This window comes from Methylobacterium sp. P1-11 (genome assembly GCF_008329595.1).
GTDB lineage: Bacteria > Pseudomonadota > Alphaproteobacteria > Rhizobiales > Beijerinckiaceae > Methylobacterium.
In genome coordinates, this window is the sequence record NZ_NPKS01000002.1 from 229,678 (window position 1) to 247,455 (window position 17,778).

General features: G+C 70.4%; 27 protein-coding genes. 15 read left to right on the forward strand and 12 right to left on the reverse strand.

Annotation, left to right across the window (positions count from 1 at the left end; genetic code table 11):
* Nucleotides 1–4: 4 nt before the first annotated feature.
* Nucleotides 5–733, reverse strand: coding sequence for an SDR family oxidoreductase (locus CIW48_RS03265; RefSeq protein ID WP_149309006.1), 729 nt, complete (start codon nucleotides 731–733; stop codon nucleotides 5–7).
* Nucleotides 734–1,050: 317 nt separating this feature from the next.
* Between CIW48_RS03265 and CIW48_RS33790 the strand changes: the two genes are divergently transcribed.
* From CIW48_RS33790 to CIW48_RS03275, 3 genes are all read left to right on the forward strand, one after another.
* Nucleotides 1,051–1,623, forward strand: a complete 573-nt coding sequence (locus CIW48_RS33790; protein WP_246695106.1) for a hypothetical protein — start codon at nucleotides 1,051–1,053, stop codon at nucleotides 1,621–1,623.
* Nucleotides 1,613–2,164 (forward strand): DUF305 domain-containing protein, encoded by a 552-nt coding sequence (locus tag CIW48_RS33795; protein WP_246695107.1) that lies wholly within the window; start codon nucleotides 1,613–1,615, stop codon nucleotides 2,162–2,164. The genes CIW48_RS33790 and CIW48_RS33795 overlap by 11 nt, the downstream gene beginning before the upstream one ends.
* 68 nt (nucleotides 2,165–2,232) lie before the next feature.
* A complete protein-coding gene (locus tag CIW48_RS03275; RefSeq protein ID WP_149309009.1) occupies nucleotides 2,233–2,457 on the forward strand; it encodes a hypothetical protein in 225 nt (74 codons plus the stop codon).
* A 7-nt stretch (nucleotides 2,458–2,464) separates the two neighbouring features.
* Here the strand turns inward: CIW48_RS03275 and egtD are convergent, their stop codons facing one another.
* The 3 genes from egtD to gntA are packed head-to-tail and all read right to left on the reverse strand — an operon-like array spanning nucleotide 2,465 to nucleotide 5,113.
* A complete protein-coding gene (egtD, locus tag CIW48_RS03280) occupies nucleotides 2,465–3,388 on the reverse strand; it encodes an L-histidine N(alpha)-methyltransferase (RefSeq protein WP_149309011.1) in 924 nt (307 codons plus the stop codon).
* On the reverse strand, nucleotides 3,385–4,347 hold the full coding sequence (locus CIW48_RS03285) for a class I SAM-dependent methyltransferase (protein WP_149309013.1): 963 nt from the start codon (nucleotides 4,345–4,347) through the stop codon (nucleotides 3,385–3,387). Before CIW48_RS03285 ends, egtD begins: the two co-directional genes overlap by 4 nt.
* Nucleotides 4,348–4,357: 10 nt before the next feature.
* Nucleotides 4,358–5,113, reverse strand: coding sequence for a guanitoxin biosynthesis heme-dependent pre-guanitoxin N-hydroxylase GntA (gene gntA, locus CIW48_RS03290; protein ID WP_149309015.1), 756 nt, complete (start codon nucleotides 5,111–5,113; stop codon nucleotides 4,358–4,360).
* A gap of 402 nt (nucleotides 5,114–5,515) precedes the next feature.
* On the opposite strand from gntA, the gene CIW48_RS03295 reads away from it, so the two are divergent.
* The gene (locus tag CIW48_RS03295) at nucleotides 5,516–6,100 is read left to right on the forward strand and encodes a YgjV family protein (protein WP_149309309.1); all 585 of its coding nucleotides are present in this window, start codon (nucleotides 5,516–5,518) and stop codon (nucleotides 6,098–6,100) included.
* Nucleotides 6,101–6,203: 103 nt separating this feature from the next.
* The gene (locus CIW48_RS03300; RefSeq protein ID WP_149309017.1) at nucleotides 6,204–6,944 is read left to right on the forward strand and encodes a DUF4336 domain-containing protein; all 741 of its coding nucleotides are present in this window, start codon (nucleotides 6,204–6,206) and stop codon (nucleotides 6,942–6,944) included.
* 12 nt (nucleotides 6,945–6,956) lie between these two features.
* Here CIW48_RS03300 and CIW48_RS03305 read toward each other — a convergent pair whose 3' ends face one another.
* The 5 genes from CIW48_RS03305 to CIW48_RS03325 form a co-directional block, all read right to left on the reverse strand.
* Nucleotides 6,957–7,202 carry a hypothetical protein gene (locus tag CIW48_RS03305; protein ID WP_091775304.1) on the reverse strand — a complete coding sequence of 82 codons (246 nt, stop codon included), beginning with the start codon at nucleotides 7,200–7,202 and terminating at the stop codon, nucleotides 6,957–6,959.
* A gap of 345 nt (nucleotides 7,203–7,547) precedes the next feature.
* Nucleotides 7,548–7,847: a hypothetical protein gene (locus CIW48_RS03310; protein WP_149309019.1), complete on the reverse strand. Its 300-nt coding sequence runs from the start codon at nucleotides 7,845–7,847 to the stop codon at nucleotides 7,548–7,550.
* A 59-nt stretch (nucleotides 7,848–7,906) separates the two neighbouring features.
* Entirely contained in the window at nucleotides 7,907–8,167 is a 261-nt protein-coding gene (locus tag CIW48_RS03315; protein ID WP_149309311.1) for a hypothetical protein, read from the reverse strand.
* A gap of 64 nt (nucleotides 8,168–8,231) precedes the next feature.
* Nucleotides 8,232–8,429, reverse strand: a complete 198-nt coding sequence (locus CIW48_RS03320; protein ID WP_149309021.1) for a hypothetical protein — start codon at nucleotides 8,427–8,429, stop codon at nucleotides 8,232–8,234.
* Nucleotides 8,430–8,449: 20 nt separating this feature from the next.
* On the reverse strand, nucleotides 8,450–8,839 hold the full coding sequence (locus CIW48_RS03325) for a hypothetical protein (RefSeq protein ID WP_149309023.1): 390 nt from the start codon (nucleotides 8,837–8,839) through the stop codon (nucleotides 8,450–8,452).
* 233 nt (nucleotides 8,840–9,072) lie between these two features.
* Between CIW48_RS03325 and CIW48_RS03330 the strand changes: the two genes are divergently transcribed.
* Nucleotides 9,073–9,333 (forward strand): hypothetical protein, encoded by a 261-nt coding sequence (locus CIW48_RS03330; protein ID WP_149309025.1) that lies wholly within the window; start codon nucleotides 9,073–9,075, stop codon nucleotides 9,331–9,333.
* Nucleotides 9,334–9,466: 133 nt separating this feature from the next.
* A complete protein-coding gene (locus tag CIW48_RS03335) occupies nucleotides 9,467–9,655 on the forward strand; it encodes a hypothetical protein (RefSeq protein WP_149309027.1) in 189 nt (62 codons plus the stop codon).
* Nucleotides 9,656–9,670: 15 nt separating this feature from the next.
* Here CIW48_RS03335 and CIW48_RS03340 read toward each other — a convergent pair whose 3' ends face one another.
* A complete protein-coding gene (locus tag CIW48_RS03340) occupies nucleotides 9,671–9,916 on the reverse strand; it encodes a hypothetical protein (protein WP_173009166.1) in 246 nt (81 codons plus the stop codon).
* 436 nt (nucleotides 9,917–10,352) lie between these two features.
* On the opposite strand from CIW48_RS03340, the gene CIW48_RS33095 reads away from it, so the two are divergent.
* On the forward strand, nucleotides 10,353–10,520 hold the full coding sequence (locus CIW48_RS33095) for a hypothetical protein (protein ID WP_173009167.1): 168 nt from the start codon (nucleotides 10,353–10,355) through the stop codon (nucleotides 10,518–10,520).
* Between the two features lie 32 nt (nucleotides 10,521–10,552).
* On the opposite strand, the gene CIW48_RS03345 is transcribed toward CIW48_RS33095, so the two are convergent.
* Together CIW48_RS03345 and CIW48_RS03350 are read right to left on the reverse strand one after the other, a co-directional pair.
* Complete coding sequence (locus tag CIW48_RS03345; protein ID WP_149309029.1) at nucleotides 10,553–10,888, reverse strand: hypothetical protein; 336 nt, start codon at nucleotides 10,886–10,888, stop codon at nucleotides 10,553–10,555.
* 73 nt (nucleotides 10,889–10,961) lie between these two features.
* Complete coding sequence (locus tag CIW48_RS03350) at nucleotides 10,962–11,720, reverse strand: CDP-diacylglycerol diphosphatase (RefSeq protein ID WP_149309031.1); 759 nt, start codon at nucleotides 11,718–11,720, stop codon at nucleotides 10,962–10,964.
* 153 nt (nucleotides 11,721–11,873) lie between these two features.
* Here CIW48_RS03350 and CIW48_RS03355 point away from each other — a divergent pair, with 153 nt between their 5' ends.
* The 7 genes from CIW48_RS03355 (at nucleotide 11,874) to CIW48_RS03385 (ending at nucleotide 17,762) form a co-directional block, all read left to right on the forward strand.
* Nucleotides 11,874–12,272 carry a hypothetical protein gene (locus CIW48_RS03355; RefSeq protein ID WP_246695108.1) on the forward strand — a complete coding sequence of 133 codons (399 nt, stop codon included), beginning with the start codon at nucleotides 11,874–11,876 and terminating at the stop codon, nucleotides 12,270–12,272.
* 192 nt (nucleotides 12,273–12,464) lie between these two features.
* A complete protein-coding gene (locus CIW48_RS03360; protein WP_149309033.1) occupies nucleotides 12,465–12,767 on the forward strand; it encodes a hypothetical protein in 303 nt (100 codons plus the stop codon).
* A 350-nt stretch (nucleotides 12,768–13,117) separates the two neighbouring features.
* Nucleotides 13,118–13,648 carry a MucR family transcriptional regulator gene (locus tag CIW48_RS03365; RefSeq protein WP_149309035.1) on the forward strand — a complete coding sequence of 177 codons (531 nt, stop codon included), beginning with the start codon at nucleotides 13,118–13,120 and terminating at the stop codon, nucleotides 13,646–13,648.
* 173 nt (nucleotides 13,649–13,821) lie between these two features.
* Entirely contained in the window at nucleotides 13,822–14,076 is a 255-nt protein-coding gene (locus CIW48_RS03370; RefSeq protein ID WP_149309038.1) for a hypothetical protein, read from the forward strand.
* Between the two features lie 96 nt (nucleotides 14,077–14,172).
* Nucleotides 14,173–15,228 (forward strand): phosphatase PAP2 family protein, encoded by a 1,056-nt coding sequence (locus tag CIW48_RS03375; protein ID WP_149309040.1) that lies wholly within the window; start codon nucleotides 14,173–14,175, stop codon nucleotides 15,226–15,228.
* 69 nt (nucleotides 15,229–15,297) lie between these two features.
* Nucleotides 15,298–16,227, forward strand: coding sequence for an oxidoreductase (locus tag CIW48_RS03380; RefSeq protein ID WP_149309042.1), 930 nt, complete (start codon nucleotides 15,298–15,300; stop codon nucleotides 16,225–16,227).
* 59 nt (nucleotides 16,228–16,286) lie between these two features.
* The gene (locus tag CIW48_RS03385) at nucleotides 16,287–17,762 is read left to right on the forward strand and encodes a protein adenylyltransferase SelO (RefSeq protein WP_149309044.1); all 1,476 of its coding nucleotides are present in this window, start codon (nucleotides 16,287–16,289) and stop codon (nucleotides 17,760–17,762) included.
* Nucleotides 17,763–17,778 lie beyond the last annotated feature (16 nt).

The window sequence follows — 17,778 nt, forward strand, 5'->3', positions numbered from 1 at the left end:
CGGGTTAGATCGTCCAGCCGCCGTCGATCATGACAGCCTGGCCGGTCGTGTAGGTGGCGCCCGCGAGATAGACGGCGAGGTCGGCGATCTCCTCGGGCGTGCCGAGCCGCCCGATCGGCTGGCGCGCGATGAAGGCGGCGCGGGTCTCCTCGTAGTCGCCCTGCTGGCGGATGCGCTCCTGCAGCGACGGGCTCTCCACCGTGCCGGGGCAGATGGCGTTGCAGCGGATGTTGTGGCCGACATAGTCGGCGGCCACCGCCTTGGTCAGGCCGATCACCGCCGCCTTCGTCACCCCATAGGCGAAGCGGTTGGGCACACCCTTCACCGAGGAGGCGACGGAGGCCATGTTGACGATGGCGCCGTCGCGGCGCTCCAGCATGCCGGGCAGGACCGCCCGGATCGTGCGGATCATCGCCTTGACGTTGAGGTCGAGGGCGAAGTCCAGCTCGTCGTCGCGCATCTGCAGGATGGTGCCGGCATGCACGATGCCGGCGCAGTTGAACAGGATGTCGACCGCGCCGATGCGCGCGACCAGGGCGCTGACGGCGCCCGCATCCAGCACGTCGAGGGGTGCGGTGCTGAGGTTGTCGGCGCGCAGATCGGCCAGGGCCGCCGCGTTGATGTCGGTGGCGTGGACCTGCGCCCCGGCGCGGGCGAAGGCGAGGGCGCTGGCGCGCCCGATTCCCTGTCCCGCCGCCGTGACCAGGACCGTCTTCCCGGAAAGATCTGCCATTGCTCGCTCCCAGCAGGCCTCGCTTCGCCGCGAAGGCGTCCGGACCGGGTCACGCGGGTCGCGCCCGGCGGGGCTGCCAATCAGATCCCGGATTCCCGGCTGAGCGGCCGATCCTTGTAGGTGCTCACCGCGCCGAGCTCCAGGCCCGATCGCCCCTCCGCCTCGCTCCGTCGGCGCTGCGCCGCCGTTTCCAACATAGGCTATCGCCGTCCCGGCTCAGGCTTCGTACGGCCATTCCGATCACGAGCGGGGCAGCGCGTGCGCGGAATTCACAACGCCTCTGGTCGGGCGAAGCCGGGATCAACGGGCGCGCCGCCATGCTGCTCGGCCTGCTCAGCAGCACGTTCTCGACGCTGGTCAGCCAAGTCACGGCGGCCCGCATCGGCCGGGATGCCGTCGTCGACCGGATGGTGGTCGCCGCGATCCCGCTGCGCGACGGCGCGCTTCAGATGGATCCGTCCGGTCCCGTGATCCTCGCCGGCATCCTGTTTCATCAAGCGGCGGGTTTCTCCTGGGCGGTGGTGTTCTTCGGCCTGCTCGGGCGCTGGACCGGCCGCCTCAATCCCTGGATGATCCTGCTGATTGCGCCGGTCTGGGCGCTGTTCACCTCGGCGACCGAATGGCTCGTCCTTGTTCCGGCTGCCGCCGTTCCGGCAGCCGATCTTCTCCCTGGAGCCACCCTACTGAATCGGCTTGCTCGTCCACGTCACCTCGGCCTCGCTCTACCCGCTCTTCCCATGCCTGCGGGATGCCGTCGCGCGGCGGCACCCGTCGCCCCATCGCCGCTTCGCGGTCGCCTGGAGCGGCGGCGCGCTGCTGGGCGCGGGCATGCTCGGGGTGCTGGCCCTCTTCGGCTGGCAGGGCCGGGAGGTCGCCTGGATGGGGCGTGATCCCACCTTCGACCAGGATTACATGCGGCGCATGATGGCCCATCATCGCCAGGGGATCGACCTCGCCCGGCTCGGGGCGGTGCGCGCACAGAACGACCATCTCCGGGCTCCGGCGCGCCTGATCGCCGCCGCCCAGGGCGGCGAGTTCGCGGTCTTCGATCAGTGGTGGCGCAGCTGGTTCGGCGCCGTGTCCCAGATCTGCGCACCGGCGGAAGAAGCGTCGATGCCGGGCATGCTGGAGCCCGGCCAGATCGACCAGCTGCGCGCGATGACCGGGGCGGCCTTCGAGGCGCAGTTCGCAGCGCTCATGATCTTCCACCACACCGGCGCGATTCAGATGGCCGATACGGCGATGGACCGGGCGGTCGATCTGCGCCTGCGGATCATGGCGCAGGCGATCCACCACGAGCAACGCGGGGAGATCGCGCTGATGCACCGGGTCGCCGGCCTCGATGCGGTGCGCGCCGCGCTGGGAGATCTCGTGCTGCCGGCGGGCGACGCGGCGCCCGAGCGGGAGGCCTGCGACCGGCTGGAACCGTAGCCTCCGGCGCGGATCCGCGGCCACCGGTCCTGCGTTCTCCCGGCAGCACCGTTCTGTGGAGGATCGCCGTGGGGCTCGCCGCCTTCGTCTTCTTCGTCGTCCCCTGGATGGCCGTCGCGATCTGGATGGCGCTGCGGCCGTCCGGCGCGCGCCTCGGCGCTCCGGCCGCCCCCTGGCGTCCGCTGACGGATTATCCGCCACCCGCCCGGGATCAGCGGCACGCCGCCGAGACGCGGAGCCTGCAATCCGGTGCGGCGCATGACGGCAAGCACACCCCGATCGAGGCCCTGTAGAGCCGGGTCAGCCCTCCGATTGCAGGAGGTGGAGGTTGAAGCTCCCGCCTTCTGCCGTCCAGAGGGCGCGGGGCTGCCAGCCGCTCTGGACCGCGAGGGCCCGGAAGGTATCCGCAGGGTACTTGTGCGACGTGTCCGTCCGGATGCTCTCGGCGGAAGCGAACGCGATGGTCTGGTCGCCCAGGCGATACGTAGCGGGCTGCGTTGCCACGAGATGTGCCTCGACCCGCAGCGGATCCGGGCAGATCCGGACGGTGTGCCGGAACTTGTCGCCGTCGAAATCGGCGCCAAGTTCCCGGTTCAGCCGCGCAAGGATGTTGCGGTGAAACGCGGCCATCAGGCCGTCCGCACGCCCGTAGGCACGCTGCAGGCGTTCCGGATCCGTCGTGCCGTCTGCACCGACCAGGAACAGGCTCGGTCCGAGCGTCGCGCGCGCCCGCTCGAGGAAGAGCCGCGCCTCGTGCGGATCGAAATTGCCGATGCTCGTCCCCGGATAGAAACCGAGGATTCCGCCCGGTCCCGCCGCTCGGGGCAGCTGCACCGGCTTCGAATAGTCGGCGCAGACCGGAACCATCGGGATGGTAGGGTAATCCGCGGACAGGCGCTGGATCGCGGCTTCCAGGTAGGCGCCGGAGATGTCGATCGCTACGTAGGCCGCCGGCTCGGGCAGCGCATCGAGGAGGGTGCGGATCTTGCGGCTGGCGCCGCTTCCGAACTCCACGACGGTCACGCCTGGGGCCACCAAGCGGGCCACGTCGGCGGCGACCTGGGGCAGAACAGTCATCTCCTGCGCGGTCGGATAGTAGTCGGCGCTGTGGCAGATCCGATCGAACAGGTCGGAGCCGGTCTCGTCCCAGAGGTACTTTCCCGGCAGTGTTTTTGGCTGGCTGGTCAGGCCCGCGAGGGCGTCACGGAGAAATGTGTCGGTCATGGCTGGATCACAGGGCGCGTGACGGTCAGGATGACCAAGGCGAGCCGCTCGACCGCGTCGTAGGCGGCGGTCGCGAGTTCCTCGCCGTATTCGTCCGGGTCGAACTCGCTGTAGGTCCAATCCAGCCCGGCCCGCCCGCAGAGTTCGGCGACGGCGGCACGGAACGGATCCTCGCCATCGACGATGGCCGCGCCGGTGAACAGGACGAGGCTGCCGCCGGGGGCAAGCCGCTCGGCCGCTTGCTCGGCCACGGCGAGGGACAGCCCGGCGCCGAGGGGCCCGCCACCGTGACGGTAGGCGCGCTCCGCCGTGTCGATCATGAAGGGCGGGTTCGACACGATGAGGTCGAACTGGCCCTCGACGTCGCGCAGCATGTCGCTGCGGCGGACATCGACTCCGTCGGTGCCGGCGAGCCGGGCGTTGACGCGCGCCGCCCGCATGGCCGCCGGGTTGATGTCGACGAGCACCACCTCCGCGCCGGGCGCCCTCTTGGCGATGCAGATCCCGGCCGCGCCCGACCCGCAGCCGATGTCGACGGCACGGCGCACCGGCCGTGACCGCGCCTCGAGATGCGCGATCACGGCCGCGGCGAAGCGCATCGTGTCGGGACCGAAGAACACCGCGTCGGTCGCGCTCGGCGGATACGAGGAATGGGCGAACAATTCGCTGTCGAGGCTGGAGAACCGGATCGCCGGTCGTAGCAGCGGGCCATCCTCGGTGATGGCGCCGGCCACCCGCATCAGGCGCAGGATCGGCTCCGGGACCAGATCGGCGCGGAAGGGCCGGCTCCAGCCGAACACGTCGCGCAGGCTCCGGGCCTCGGCGTTCCGCGGCCGGGCGTTGACGTGGGCATGGGTGGCCGGGGTCACCGTGGTGAAGGTGTAGCCGGTCTCGCGCAGCGCACGCCCCAGCGACAGCACCGCCTCTTCGTCCTGCGGAAACGGAACGGAACGCGTCATCGGTCGGCCCTCAGCTGTCCATCTGGCGCATCACGAAGGCACCCGAGGCGAGATCGGCGGCAACCTGCTGCGCGTCCCAGGTCGGGGCCGCCTCCCCGCGCCGGAACGGGCAGGCCCAATCGTCGGGGACCGCGCGTCCGCTGAACTGCCGGGCGGCCGAACGCTCGCCGTGCTGGGCGAGCATCGGATTGATCGTTCCGGTCCAGGCCGCGTCGCGGTCGACAATCGCCGCGCGCAGGCGCTCATAGCGCCCCGCGGCTCGCAGCCGCTCGAACTGGTCGTGCAGATTGAACACCAGGGCAGGCGTCTCGAAGCGGCGGGCCCGGCGACTCGCCCCGGGATGCAGCCCGACGAGGAAGAAGCCCTGGCCACCGAGGCTGAGCGAGAAATGCGGATCGTCGGGGTCGGAAGCGACGCGCGGGTCGTAGCCCTGGCCGAGGCACTGATCCATATCGGAGAGAGACTGAACCCGCTGCCATAGCGCGGCCTCGAAGGCTTCCTCTGAGAGGATATGCGGTTCCTCGAACAGTACCGCGAAGCTCTGGAACAGGCTCGGCTGCGCACGGTACCGACAGATGAAGGCGAGCAGGGCCGGATAGATCCGGGCATCGTCCAGGCCGGAGGTGATGTCGCGGGCGACCACGATCTTCATCTGGCCGCGCGAAAGGGCGGACTTGGCACCGACACAGGGGAACGGCGCATGCTCGATGAAGTCCCGAAACCGTGCGGCAACGGGATGTTGATCGTCATTCGTAGGAAGCTGCATATGAGCGTTGGTTCACACCATCGGCGTCGGGCGCGGACGCGCACACCACCGCCCGGCCGGCCGCGGTGTAATCCCGACTTGAATGCCCGGAAAACCGGAGACGGCCAGCATTGTTCCCCGACCGGCATCGCCAATCCACCGATTGATCTATGTTAATTCTGGATCATTAAGAGTACATATGAATTTAATACTTAGCAGAAGACGGCCATGATTTCGATCTCTGGACGATCGAACGGTCGCAGCCGACCGCAGGGCGGGCCGGCGCAAGGGATCGCAGTGCGGCCGCGCCGCCACGCTCGCCGCGTCGTAATCGAGGTCCGACGCGTCGTTAACCAACCGATTACCATGCGATCCTAACGCAATCGGCAGAACCGGCGCCTCCGCGCCGGCCGGTCGCGCATGATGAACACCGCAACGTTTCTGTATTCCTGGTCCGCCACGGCCGCGACGCACCTCGATCTGTTCGGATCTCTGGGCCTGCTCCTGGGCTTTACTGCCGGCGTGATGCCGCGGCGCGCCTGGATCCTTGCTGCCTCGGCGGCTTGTGCGGCCTGTTTCGGCGCGCATTACCTGACGCTCGGGGCACTCACCGGGACGGCGATGTGCGCCATCTCGGTGCTGCAGAGCCTGGTCTCCCTCCGCTGCATCGGCACGTCGGTTCGGAGCGGCTGGGTTCCGCCCGTCTTCGCCGCCAGCACCGTCGCGGCCGCGTGCCTGACCGTGGCCACATGGAACGGGTGGCCATCGGCCTGCGCGGCCCTGGGCACGCTGCTCGCCACCGGCGCGCGGCTGCAGGCGGCTCCGCAGATGATGCGCCAGCTGTTCCTCGGCGCCTCCCTGTGCTGGGCCGGGCACAACCTTCTGGTCGGCTCGGTCTTCGGCTTGACCTGCGACGTGCTGACGATCCTCGGCCTCGGGATCGCGCTCATGCGCGCCGTCGCGGTGGCGCCCGTGGAACCGGTCGCACCGGACTGCGCGCGGGCGTGAGGCGCGCGGAACCTGCGGCGATCCATACGGGAAATTCGTCGCGGTTCCGCTGTTGCACAGGTGCGGGGTCGCCACGCCGGCCGGCCAAGTGAGAGACCGGGACTTGCCCGAAGCAACCTATCCGCCCCTCGACGTCCTCAAGCCCGTGGCCGACGGCGTCTGGATCGTCGACAGCGGTCCGCTCCGGGCCCTCGGCATTCCCCTGCCCGTCCGGATGACCGTGATCCGGCTTCGGGACGGGGCGATCTGGCTGCACTCGCCGACGCGCTTCGACGAGAGTTTGTGTCGCGCGATCGCCGCGCTGGGGCCGATCCGCCATCTGGTCGCCCCCAACATCGCCCATTGGACCTTCCTGAAGGACTGGCAAACCCATTGCCCGGAGGCACTGACCTGGGGGGCGCCGAACCTGCGGCAGCGTCGCCAGGTCCGTCGCTCCGGGCTGCGCATCGACCGGGTGCTGGAGGATGCCGCGCCCCCCGACTGGGCGGCGGATCTGCGTCAGATCGTCGTGCCGGGCGGCTTCGGTTTCCGGGAGGTCGCGTTCTTCCACGGCGCGAGCCGGACGCTGATTCTGACCGATCTCGTCCTCAACCTGGAGCCGGCGAAGATGCCGGCCCTCCTGCGCCCGTTCCTGCGTCTCGCCCACATGACGCCGCCCTGCGGCGAGCCGCCGCCCTATCTGCGCCTCGTCATCAAGCTCCGCAGGCGCGACGCGGCGCGTGCGGCGGCAGACCTCGTCGGCCTGGCGCCCGAGCGGGTCGTGTTCGCGCACGGCCTCTGGTTCGCGGGGGACGGTACGGCGCGCCTGCGGCGCTCGCTCCGCTGGCTCGGGACGCCGTCTTGAGAGCCGTCGGCGTCAGGCTGCGGTGGCAAGCTGCCGCATGATCCAGGCCCGGGCCGCCCCGAGGTCCGCGAAGAGCGACGGCGCGGCCGGTCCGATCGGGCCGAACCCGGCCTCCAGGAACCATTTCCCGGCATCCTCGTCGTGCTGCGCCGAGAGACGGACCAAGACCGCGACCAGAAACCCGTCGGCGAAGACGAGCTGACTTTCAGCATCGTCGCTGCCGGTTGCGACCTGCACGGCCTGCAGGTTCAGGATCATGTGGACATCGACTTCGAATCGAAAGCAAAACGAAGGATTGCGGCCGGACGAGACCGTCGCGCGACAGTGACCGGCGCGGATTTTCGTGCCAGTCCCTCTGATCAATCGGCCCTTCGCGACGAAGTTCCGGGCCGGACCGCCCGGTTGGCCAGGGATGGACCGGCCGCCCTGGAAAGCAGAATTGCAGAGGGAGGACAGGGTGACGGCCCGCGGGCTGGCCCTTGTCCCGGATGCGGGCCTCTCCCCACCTGGCCCGCATTCGGCACGCGGCCGGCGGCCACCCCGTCCGGGAGCGGCGGGCGATGGTGGGCGTTCCGGCCTGAAGGCCGCGACGATCCGGCCCGCTCAGGCGCCGGCCCGGCCCATTGCGACCGTCCCGTCCGCGCGGTTCAAGGCGCTGACGCGCGGGCCGCGCAGCCCCGGATTCTGCTGCTCCAGGGCGTCGAGAACAGCGTTGGCGGCGTCGATGATCGCGCCGGGGGATCCGCCCGGGATCTCGGGCCGGATCGCCTCGGCGAGACGCGCGAGGCAGGTCTGCTCGATCTGCGGGTGATCGGCCCCAGCGGCCTGGCGCCAATAGGCGGCGTAGACGTTCTCGGCGATCGTTCGGGCCGTCCGATCGACTCCCGGCGTGTCCTGCGGCATTGCGTCCCTGCCTCGATCTCGTGGTGATCGATACAAGGGTGGCTCCCGGAGCGCCGCGTTCAAGGCTCTCCCGACACGCCGTCCGCGACGGGGCCGGCCCCCTCGATGGTGCGGGCAAGTTCGGTCAGCACCTCCTCGACCATCGGCGGCCAGGGTGCCTTCTCCTCGTCCATGAGGCGTGCGGCGCTGACCAGCGCGGAGATCTGCGCCTCGTAGACCGGTCGGCCCACCAACTGCGCGTAGCGCACCCGCGCCGCGAGCGCCGTGGCGAGGCGCTGCACCTCCGCGATCTTCGCGCCGCCGCCGTCGCCGTTGCCCATCCGTCGCCCCCTCGGGATCCTCATCGATCCTCATAGGCCATGGCAAGGATGCAGTCAGGACCGGCTACCAGGCCTGCAGGATCCGGCCGCCGACGAGCGCGACCACGATCCCGACCAGCAGCGCCATGGCGATGTCCCGGAGCGGAGCGGTAATCCAACCTGGCTTCGGGACCGGTTGCGACACGAAGCGTGTCAGGCTCTCGGGCAGAGCCGGCGCGGGCGGCACGGGTCTCCGGCGCGTCCCGTTGCGGATGCGGTGCATGGGCTTGGTCCCCGGCGAACTCAGGCAGTCTCGACCCGGCGAGAGGGGGCGGCCGCCTGCGCCTTGCGCGCGGCGGTCTTCGGCCGGACGAAGTCGCCGAGGGGCTTGCAGACCGGGAGGCCGATCACCTCTGCCGGTCGTGGCCCGGCTTGCGTCGCCGGTGCGCGCGCCACGAAGGCGTCGGGCTCGGCGGCGATCTCGGCCGCTTCATCGCCCACGTTCGGCAGATCGACTCGGTGCCCGATCAGGTACGCTTCGAGGTCGATGAGGCGGTGGCGCAGGCGCCAGATGTCGTTCTCGACGCCGTTGATCTGGACCAAGAGGTCGGACACGGTGCCCTGACGCGCCGCGATGGCCGACAGCACGGCGGCCCGCTCGTTCAGCAGAACGGCTCTGACGGTCGGGTTCATGCGCGTGCCTCCGGATGTTCGATCGGCACCATCTGCCACTTCTGCCGCGAAGACAGTTCTCAAAATGGCTTAGCCGTTACGCCCGAAGGTGAGCGCCTGCATTCGACACCGTCTGGGCGCTGATCCGCCGCAGAATGCCGCGCGTCGGCGCCGATCCCGCGCGTCGGGGAACTTCTCGCGTGCGCATGCGTCAGTTTCTCGCAGACCGACGCACGCAGTGCTGGGAGCTTCTCATGTGCAGATCCGCGATTCTCGCCATGGCCGCCCTGACCCTTGCCTCTTTCACCGCCTGGGCCGATCCCGTGAGCCAGACGGGAACCGGCGGCGGTCCCGACACGGCCGCCAAGGCGCCTCACACCGCAGCGACCGGCCAGACGGTGCCCAACCCGAGCGCCTTCGGCCCGAACGAGACCGGCAGCATCGAACGGCGGGACGCCGTCGAACAGCGCAACGACGCTATCACGCGCGGCATCTGCATCGGCTGCGACCGGTGAGGCCGGGCTGCTCCCGGGAGCGGATATGACGACGGTTCATGGCCGGGCTCCCATGGCTGCGGTCGGGGCTTGAAGCCGCGGCCGCCCTGGGCCAAATCAGCGCTCCTCACCAACCATGAACAGGAGTTGAAGCGTGGCCACCGAGTCTGTCGAACAGGCGACGGAGAAGTCCTATTTCGGCCTGACCCTCTCGCAACATGCGGAGCGGATCCGGAAGCTCGCGGCGGAACGCGGCCTGACCGGGGATGTATTCGACCGGGTGACCGCGCAGGCCGTCGCGATGATCCCCACCATCCGGTTGAACGACACCGCCCAGCGTTAGACCGGGCCGGACCGATCATCGTTCGGCCCGCAGCCCCTTGATCATGCGCCGGGCAATGGTCCGCACGGCCTCATCGTCCCGCGCCTCGCCCTCAACCGTGTCCCACAGGTGGGCGAGGCTACCTTCAAGCTCGTCCAGCAGGTCTGGTTGGCTCCGCGCCAGGAATTGCATCGTCCCGAACAGAAGATGCTCCGTCGCCATCTCACGGCGACGCGCCTCGGTGACGGGATCCGGATGCGGCTTGGGGGTCTGATCGCTCATGGACGCCAAACGGTGCGCGCGCGCCGCAGTTCGACTAGGTAGACGAGGTGCGATGCCGCGGCTCTGCAGGTCGCGCGTTCGAGAACGCACCCACGCGTCGATGCGGCGCGCCCGCCGTTCCGAACCGCCTGTCCGGGGCGCCCAAGGTGAGCCTAGACCCGAAGGATCACCCCGGAGGCGGGCAAGCCAGAACCTCTGTCGGAAGTGACCCGGACGCGGCGGGGCTGAATTTCGAACTCCGCTGCGCGACACCGAGGTGGTCGGACGCGGCCGCAACGTCGCTCCGCAGTGGCACGGATCGAGGCGGATCCCGGGGACCGAGCGATGAAACCGGCTCACTGTCACACCCAGAGGATGCCGCGACGAACGTGGCCCGGAACAGCGTCGGCCGCGCCCGGTTTGCCCGGCAGAACCAAGCGTCCGGAGAGGGTAGACGATGGCCGAGACGGATCCGCGCAAACCTGGGGACGAGGCCCCGCCCGGCACGCCGGGGACCGGCGAGAATCTGTGCCGAGCCTGCGGCGGAACCGGCAAGGTCGCTGACGCAAGTTGTCCCGAATGCAAGGGCACCGGCAAGGTGACGACCGGTATCGGCGGAGCCTGAGGTCCCGCCCGAACGAGCCAACCGCTACTCGCTCAGCGACGGAGCGCGCCGAACCAGGCGGCGACCGGTTCAACGAACGCGGCCCAGGTCCGCGACCAGACCGTGCCGGTGCGCGCATCCGCCGGGCGAGCGCCGGCCATCAGGGCCGCCACCAGGGCGTCCTCTCGGGGCTTGCACTCGTCGAGGGCGTTGCGCTCATCGCCCGCGCGGCTCTGGCCCGTCGGCTGATGTACCCTGGCCTCCCGCAGGCAGCGATGCCAAGCGCGCTCCAGTTCGGCAGGATCAGGAACGCCGGCGGCCGAACCCGCGGCCGCAGGATCGGTGGCCAGAAGGAGCATCGCGGACAAGCTGAGCACCGGCATGCGCATGGCCGTTCTATGCCCGATTCGCCTGCACCTCGGATAGAACGTAGCGGCAACAGTGGCCGCCTGGTGCAGCCGCTCATCCGGCCCGGTCGGCCTTCGCCATCCGGCAGCTGTGATCCATGAGGTACTCGGCGCTGGCCTCCGGCTCCCGATAGGCCAGGAGGATCATCCCGCCCCGCGGATCTTCGGGCACGGCCTCCACCGCCGCGAAGGTCGCATCGTGCAGATGACCCTGCCAGCCCGGCACGTGGGCCAGGGCCGCGAACGGGTTGAAGTCCGCCACGGCGTCGGCCGGAACCCGAAGGGCGATGTAGGGCACCTCCTCCAGCGGCACCGGGAACGGGGACCAGGCCTCGCCGACGGCGCCGCCATGGGCCTTCAGGGCCGCCATCACGCTCCGGCGCATGCAGTCGAGGTGGATGTGCAACTGGTCCTGGCTGCGGCCGTCTGCGGAATTCACCTCCAAGCCCACCGCCGATACCGGCAGCCGGTTCTGCAACGCATCCGACACGTAGTGTCGGGCCGCCAGTGCCGCGCGCCAGTAGGCGGCTCCCCGCGCGCCCTGAAGCGCGGGGGCCTCGATGCCCGAGACGCTGTCGGTAGGCATCACCACCGTGTGGGTGGGCTGTCCCGGCGCGCGCAGCACCGCCGTTCCAGGGCGCGCGCCGTCGCCGAGGTCGACGGCCAGACAGGGAAAGCTTCGGCCCGCCGCCTTCTTGGCGAGCACGCAGCCCTGCAGCGCCACCCAGAGTACGTCCCGCACCGGGTTGGCCGCGATGGCGGCGGGGATCGCCGTGAAGGCGAAGAGGGTGGCGACGACCAGAATACCACGCATGATGAGATGTTCCGGTCACCGGCGGTCGTTATGATACGGACGGCGCCGCGCCATCATTGTACGCGGCCTCCGTCGATGTGAGGTTACGTTTCCGCGATGCTGAGATCGAACGTGCGGTGGCGGGGCCTGATACGGGTCGCGGCCTGGATCCTGGTGGCGCTGATCGCCGTGGTCACGCTGGTGCCGATCGGCCTCCGCCCCGTGGTCACGGCCAATCCCAGCATCGAGCGCATCGCGGCCTACGCAGCGGCCGGGCTGCTCATGACAGTGGCCTACCCGCGGCACTGGCTCTGGATCCTGGCCGGCAGCGTGGTCCTGGCCGGCGGTCTGGAAGCAGGCCAGACCCTCACCGGATCCCGCCATGGCCGATTCGACGACTTCCTCGTGAAGGCCGGCGCCGGCCTTGTCGGCGCCGTGGCGGGCCGCCCGCTCGCGATCCTGGCCGATCGCCGATTCGGCAGCGGCCCGTTAGCCAGCGATGCGTTGGCTAGCAGTCCCTTGGCCAGCGGCACCCTCAATGGCCGTGATCTGGGCGACCGGACCTGCGAATGAGTCCCGCCGGACCGGTTCACTGACATCGCGAGAGGGTAGGGGCGAAGCGCGGGGCGTCGCGACGGTGGCCACTCGCGCGCCTGTAGTCCGTGCAGGGATGCGGCACCTTTTCGGCGCGTAGCAACCAGCTTCCGGCGGAAACCGCCGAGCTTGACCCGCGTTGCCTCAGGGGGCTCTCACGCGAGGTGCGGCATGTTCGGCGCGGCCAAGCTCACGGGACGGTTCTGGTTTCGCAAGACGTGGACGGGCAAGCTGGTCCTGCTCGTCGAAGAGGAAAGGCCGCGGTGGTTCAGCCGGGCCGGTCTCACCAAGCTCCGCTGGCGCGATGCCCGCCTCCTCGATCTGGCCGAGGCGCCGATGCGGACGCTGATGACCCTTGAGCGCAGCTACCGCGCCGATCACGCGTCCGGGCCGGCGCGGGTGCTGCAGGCTGTCGTCCCGCCGGGAACGCGCGGCGCGATCACCACGCCCATCGGGACCGCCGCCAACGCCTGAGCGCCGCGAGGGCGCGGGCCGAGCTTGGAGGGGCATGGCTCGGCCCGCCTGTCGTTCGGCTTCTTGCCCCTGAAACCGGAGCGACCCTGCCAGGGACCACGGCAGGATTAACGCTTTCTAAAGCCGCCCGTACGGCTCCGTCCCGCGCGAGAGCGCGCCAGTCGATCCGGCGGCGCGCGCAGCCATCGTGTCTGAAAGTATCCAGCGCCAAAATCGCCACTGATCTATGTTGGTATTCGTCGATGCATCCGGTAGATAACAGGCATTATGGGATATCTTCATGCAGATAAGGACTTGACTGTCGAGAAGCGAATCCACGTTCATGGATCACTCACACGTGAGAGGCGCCTATGGAAGATAGCAATCCTGCACCGCACCAGGACCCGATCGATTTCGTTGAGCTGACCGCCGACATTGTTTCGGCTTATGTGGCCAACAACTCGGTCCCGGTTCCCGACCTCCCGTCGCTCCTGTCCGGCGTTCATGCTGCGCTGGCCGGTCTTGGCCAGACGACGGCCTCGGCCGAGCCGGAGTTCAAGAAGGCGACACCGGCGCAGATCAAGAAGTCGGTCACGCCGGACGCCCTGATCAGCTTCATCGACGGCAAGCCGTACAAGACGCTGAAGCGTCATCTCACCGGCAACGGCATGACGATCGAGCAATACCGGCAGCGCTACGGGCTGCCGCCGGATTACCCGACGACCGCGTCCAACTACTCGGCAATGCGGGCCGAATTCGCTCGCAATGCAGGCCTGGGCCACAAGCGCCGGGGCCCCGCCACGAAGCGGAGCGAAGCCTCGGACGCCGTCACGCCTCCGGAGGCGAGCGGCACGAAGTCGAGCAGGGGCCGCAAGTCCCGGAAGGCCACCGCGGAGGCGTGAGCGCCGGCCGCGCTCCGGCGCCCGATCTTCGGGCGCGGAGCTGGGATGACGGGATCGGGCATGGCGCGCTGGCTGCACCCGCCCGTCACCTCCGGGCCGCCGCGCGTCGGAACGACGCCTGCGGCCGGCCGTTGGCCCCGCTGAACGCCCGACCGAGCGCGACGGAGCCAAGCTTGAACCGATCGATCCCCGCCCTTCTCTTCGCCGCCGCGACCGTGGCCGCCCTGCCGGCCGCGGCCTGGGCGCAGGACCGGCCCGGACCGGAGCCCCGCGCCGAGACTGCGCCGAAGCCGGCAGCCGACACGAAGGATCCGGGCAAGACCGCGACCGACGCGGTCACCCATCCGTCCGCCGTGCCCCCGACGGAGGGCGAGGTCGGTACCGGCAAGCCCCCGGCCACCGGGGCTGCCTCGCCGACAGGCCGTTAATCCCCGCCGCATCCCCAGGCCGAGAACCTTTCCGGCTGGGCGGCGTATCCCTGTCGCGGCCAAGCATTGGCCGTGACGGGCGAGGTGAGCCGGATCATGCGTCAAGACCGGGTCGTTCACGCCCGCCGCGAGCCCGCCCGCCCCGATCGAAGCTCCGCCCGCCCCTGGTACCGTCTCCTGCGCCGGCACAGCACCGGGATCGCCGCGCCAGATCCCGGGCTATGGGTTCTCGCCCTGGCGATCAGCGTGGTCGATGCGATCTGGATGGGGGTGGCCGGGGTGGCGGCCGAGCCCTTGGGCTTCAGCCTCGCCGGCGGGGCCGTTCTTGTCCTGCTGATCGCGGCCTCCTGCCTGAGCACGGTGAAATCGGATCCGCCCCTGCGCGGCATGGCCCTGGCGAGCGCATTCCTGATCGCCTTCACGGTGCCGGTGGCGGTCCTGCACTTCCTGGCGGCCGGGCTCGGGCTGCCCTTCATCGATGGCATGCTGGCCCGCATCGAGACTGCCCTCGGCTTCGACTGGACGGCCCACGTGGCTTTCCTGGCCCGGCATCCGACCCTGTCGTGGTGGCTGGCGCTCGCCTACCACTCCAGCGGGCCGCAGGTCGGGCTCGTGGTGATCGCGCTGAGCGCGACCCGCCGGCTCGGTCGGCTCTGGACCTACATCCGGCTGTTCGCCGCGACGCTGCTCTGTGTGATCGCCCTCGCGGCGCTGCTGCCGGCGCTCGGACCCTACGCCCATTATGCGCCACCCCTCGTCCCGTCCGAGCCGCTTGAGACGGTGGGCGCGCTCTGGCACCTGGAGCCGGTGGCGCGGCTGCGGGCCGGTACCCTGCACACGCTGGCGCTCGGCGACCTGCGCGGACTCGCGACCTTCCCATCCTTCCATGTCTGCCTGGCGATCCTGACGGCCTGGGCGCTCGCACCGGTGCCGCTCCTCGGCCTCCTCGCCGTCCTGCTCAACCTGGCGGTGATCGTCGCGACGGTCGGATCGGGGGGCCATTACCTGTCGGATGTGCTGGCGGGCGGGCTGCTGGCCCTCGCTGCCCTCGCCTGCCGGGACAGGGCTGTGCGGCGCGCGCCGGCCGGCGCCTCGACTCGTCGGGATCCGGCAGCGCGGGCGATCGAGACGATCAGCCCCGCCGACGCCTGAGCGCGGCGGCTCCGCCGCGAACCACCCCGCGCCCGGCGGATTAGCCGAGGAGCGGAGATGTGAGCGACGATGACCCGGACCCGGCGGACGATCCGCGACATGCCGAGCCAGACCGGTCGGCGGGCGATCGTCACCGGCGCGACCAGCGGGCTCGGCTTCGAGGCCGCCCTCACCCTCGCGGGGGCGGGCGCCGCAGTGATCCTCGCCGCCCGCGACGTAGAGAAGGCGCAGCGCGCCATGGCGTCGATCCGGCGCCGTCATCCGGGCGCGCGGCTGGACTTCCGCCATCTCGACATCGGCAGCCTCGCCTCCGTGCGCGCCTTCGGCGCGGCGTGCCGGATGGACCAGCGGCCGGTCGACATTCTCCTGCTCAATGCCGGCATTGCCGCCGTTCCGAAGCGCGAGGAGACAGTGGACGGGTTCGAGCGCCAGCTCGGCACAAACTATCTCGGCCATTTCGCGCTTACCGGGCTGCTCCTGCCCCTCATACCCGCGCAGGCGACCTCCCGGATCGTCCCAGTGGCGAGCCTCGCGCATCGGCGGGGGCGGATTCACTTCGACGATCTCCAGCTCCAGCAGGGCTACGGGCCGCAGAAGGCCTACCGGCAGCCGAAGCTCGCGATGCTGATGTTCGGGCTCGAACTCGACCGGCGCCTGAAGGCGGCGGGCTCGCCGATCCGCGCGGTCTCGGCCCATCCCGGCGCGGCGCGGACGGATGTGTTCCGCCGCGGCGACCGGGCCGGGCCGGTCCAGCGGCTCGCCGGGCACCTGATCTTCACGGTGATCGGCCAGCCTGCGGCGCGGGGCGCGCTGCCGCTGCTCTTCGCCGCCACGGCGCCGGAGGCCGAGGGCGGCGCCTATTGCGGGCCCGACGGGATCTGGGAGCTGCACGGCTATCCGACCCGGGCCGACATCGCCGCACAGGCTCGCGATTCCGCCGCCGCTCAGCGGCTCTGGTCGCTGTCCGAGACGCTCACCGGACTCGATTGCACCGTCTGATCCCGTTCCCCCGGAGGGCGCCGCTTGCCCCCCGCTCCCGCCCTTCATAGATCCTGACGATGACGGCACTCCCCTTCGACAACAGCTACACCCGCCTGCCAGAGCGCTTCTACGCGCGCCGACTGCCGACGCCCGTGGCGGCGCCGCGCTTGGTCCGGCTGAACCGCGCGCTCACCGAGGAACTCGGTCTCGATCCGGACTGGCTCGCCGGCCCGGACGGCGTTGCCGCGCTCGCGGGGAACGTCGTCCCGGAGGGCGCCGATCCGATCGCGGCGGCCTATGCCGGGCATCAGTTCGGCCAGTTCGTGCCGCAGCTCGGCGACGGCCGGGCGGTCCTCCTCGGCGAAGTGGTCGACCGTGATGGGCATCGCCGCGACATCCAGCTCAAGGGGGCGGGCCCGACGCCATTCTCCCGGCGGGGCGACGGGCGGGCGGCGCTCGGCCCGGTGCTGCGCGAATATCTCGTCAGCGAGGCCATGGCGGCGCTCGGCATCCCGACCACCCGGGCGCTCGCCGCCGTCACCACCGGCGAGCCAGTGGTGCGCGAGACGCTCCTGCCCGGCGCGGTCCTCACCCGCGTGGCCTCGAGCCATATCCGAGTCGGAACGTTCCAGTTCTTCGCAGCGCGCGGCGACGTCGAGGGCCTGCGCGCCCTCGCCGACCACGTCGTGGCCCGACACTATCCCGAGGCCGCTACGGCCGCGAGCCCCTACCGGGCGCTGCTGGAGGGCGTCGTCGTCGCCCAAGCCGACCTCGTCGCCCGCTGGCTGCATGTCGGCTTCGTCCACGGGGTGATGAACACCGACAACATGTCGGTCGCCGGCGAGACGATCGATTACGGGCCCTGCGCCTTTCTTGACGCCTATGATCCCCGGACAGTCTATAGCTCGATCGATCGGAACGGTCGCTACGCCTATGGCCAGCAGGCGCGCATTGCGCTCTGGAACCTGACCCGGCTCGCCGAGACCCTGCTGCCGCTGCTCGCCGACGACGAGACCGCCTCGGTCGCTGAGGCCGAGGCGGCGCTGGCCCTCTACGCGCCGCGCTTCGAGGCCGCCTATCACGGCGGCTTGGCCCGCAAGCTCGGCCTCGCCGAGACCCGGGAAGGCGACCCCGCCCTGGCGGGCGACCTCCTCAAGCGCATGGCCGAGAACCAGGCCGACTTCACCCTGACGTTCCGCAATCTCTGCGCCGCCGCGGAGCGCCCGGAGGCCGACGCGGTCGTGCGCGACCTTTTCGTCGATCCCACGGCTTACGATGCCTGGGCGGTTGAATGGCGCAGCCGGTTGGCGCAGGAGGCGCGCGACCCGGCCAAGACAGCCGACGCGATGCGCCGGACCAATCCGGCCTTCATCCCGCGCAACCACCGGGTCGAGGCGATGATCGAGGCGGCCGTGGAGCGGGCGGATTTCGCGCCGTTCGAGACGCTCCTGGCGGTTCTGTCTCGCCCCTACGCGGACCAGCCGGACCACGCCGCCTTCGCCGCGGCGCCCGAGGGCGGCGGCGTTGGCTATCGCACCTTCTGCGGCACGTGAGGCGGTGCGCCGCCGG

What these genes read in the sequence shown, in the direction of transcription:
- gntA (WP_149309015.1), bottom strand. Translation starts at nt 5,113, where the DNA reads ATGCAGCTTCCTACGAATGACGATCAACATCCCGTTGCCGCACGGTTT.
- CIW48_RS03385 (WP_149309044.1), top strand. Translation starts at nt 16,287, where the DNA reads ATGACGGCACTCCCCTTCGACAACAGCTACACCCGCCTGCCAGAGCGC.
- CIW48_RS03350 (WP_149309031.1), bottom strand. Translation starts at nt 11,720, where the DNA reads ATGCGTGGTATTCTGGTCGTCGCCACCCTCTTCGCCTTCACGGCGATC.
- CIW48_RS03310 (WP_149309019.1), bottom strand. Translation starts at nt 7,847, where the DNA reads ATGCCGCAGGACACGCCGGGAGTCGATCGGACGGCCCGAACGATCGCC.
- CIW48_RS33095 (WP_173009167.1), top strand. Translation starts at nt 10,353, where the DNA reads ATGGCCGAGACGGATCCGCGCAAACCTGGGGACGAGGCCCCGCCCGGC.
- CIW48_RS03330 (WP_149309025.1), top strand. Translation starts at nt 9,073, where the DNA reads ATGTGCAGATCCGCGATTCTCGCCATGGCCGCCCTGACCCTTGCCTCT.
- CIW48_RS03340 (WP_173009166.1), bottom strand. Translation starts at nt 9,916, where the DNA reads ATGAGCGATCAGACCCCCAAGCCGCATCCGGATCCCGTCACCGAGGCG.
- CIW48_RS33795 (WP_246695107.1), top strand. Translation starts at nt 1,613, where the DNA reads ATGGGGCGTGATCCCACCTTCGACCAGGATTACATGCGGCGCATGATG.
- CIW48_RS03360 (WP_149309033.1), top strand. Translation starts at nt 12,465, where the DNA reads ATGTTCGGCGCGGCCAAGCTCACGGGACGGTTCTGGTTTCGCAAGACG.
- CIW48_RS03320 (WP_149309021.1), bottom strand. Translation starts at nt 8,429, where the DNA reads ATGCACCGCATCCGCAACGGGACGCGCCGGAGACCCGTGCCGCCCGCG.
- CIW48_RS03315 (WP_149309311.1), bottom strand. Translation starts at nt 8,167, where the DNA reads ATGGGCAACGGCGACGGCGGCGGCGCGAAGATCGCGGAGGTGCAGCGC.
- CIW48_RS33790 (WP_246695106.1), top strand. Translation starts at nt 1,051, where the DNA reads ATGCTGCTCGGCCTGCTCAGCAGCACGTTCTCGACGCTGGTCAGCCAA.
- CIW48_RS03375 (WP_149309040.1), top strand. Translation starts at nt 14,173, where the DNA reads ATGCGTCAAGACCGGGTCGTTCACGCCCGCCGCGAGCCCGCCCGCCCC.
- CIW48_RS03365 (WP_149309035.1), top strand. Translation starts at nt 13,118, where the DNA reads ATGGAAGATAGCAATCCTGCACCGCACCAGGACCCGATCGATTTCGTT.
- egtD (WP_149309011.1), bottom strand. Translation starts at nt 3,388, where the DNA reads ATGACCGACACATTTCTCCGTGACGCCCTCGCGGGCCTGACCAGCCAG.
- CIW48_RS03265 (WP_149309006.1), bottom strand. Translation starts at nt 733, where the DNA reads ATGGCAGATCTTTCCGGGAAGACGGTCCTGGTCACGGCGGCGGGACAG.
- CIW48_RS03380 (WP_149309042.1), top strand. Translation starts at nt 15,298, where the DNA reads ATGACCCGGACCCGGCGGACGATCCGCGACATGCCGAGCCAGACCGGT.
- CIW48_RS03325 (WP_149309023.1), bottom strand. Translation starts at nt 8,839, where the DNA reads ATGAACCCGACCGTCAGAGCCGTTCTGCTGAACGAGCGGGCCGCCGTG.
- CIW48_RS03345 (WP_149309029.1), bottom strand. Translation starts at nt 10,888, where the DNA reads ATGCGCATGCCGGTGCTCAGCTTGTCCGCGATGCTCCTTCTGGCCACC.
- CIW48_RS03295 (WP_149309309.1), top strand. Translation starts at nt 5,516, where the DNA reads ATGAACACCGCAACGTTTCTGTATTCCTGGTCCGCCACGGCCGCGACG.
- CIW48_RS03285 (WP_149309013.1), bottom strand. Translation starts at nt 4,347, where the DNA reads ATGACGCGTTCCGTTCCGTTTCCGCAGGACGAAGAGGCGGTGCTGTCG.
- CIW48_RS03305 (WP_091775304.1), bottom strand. Translation starts at nt 7,202, where the DNA reads ATGATCCTGAACCTGCAGGCCGTGCAGGTCGCAACCGGCAGCGACGAT.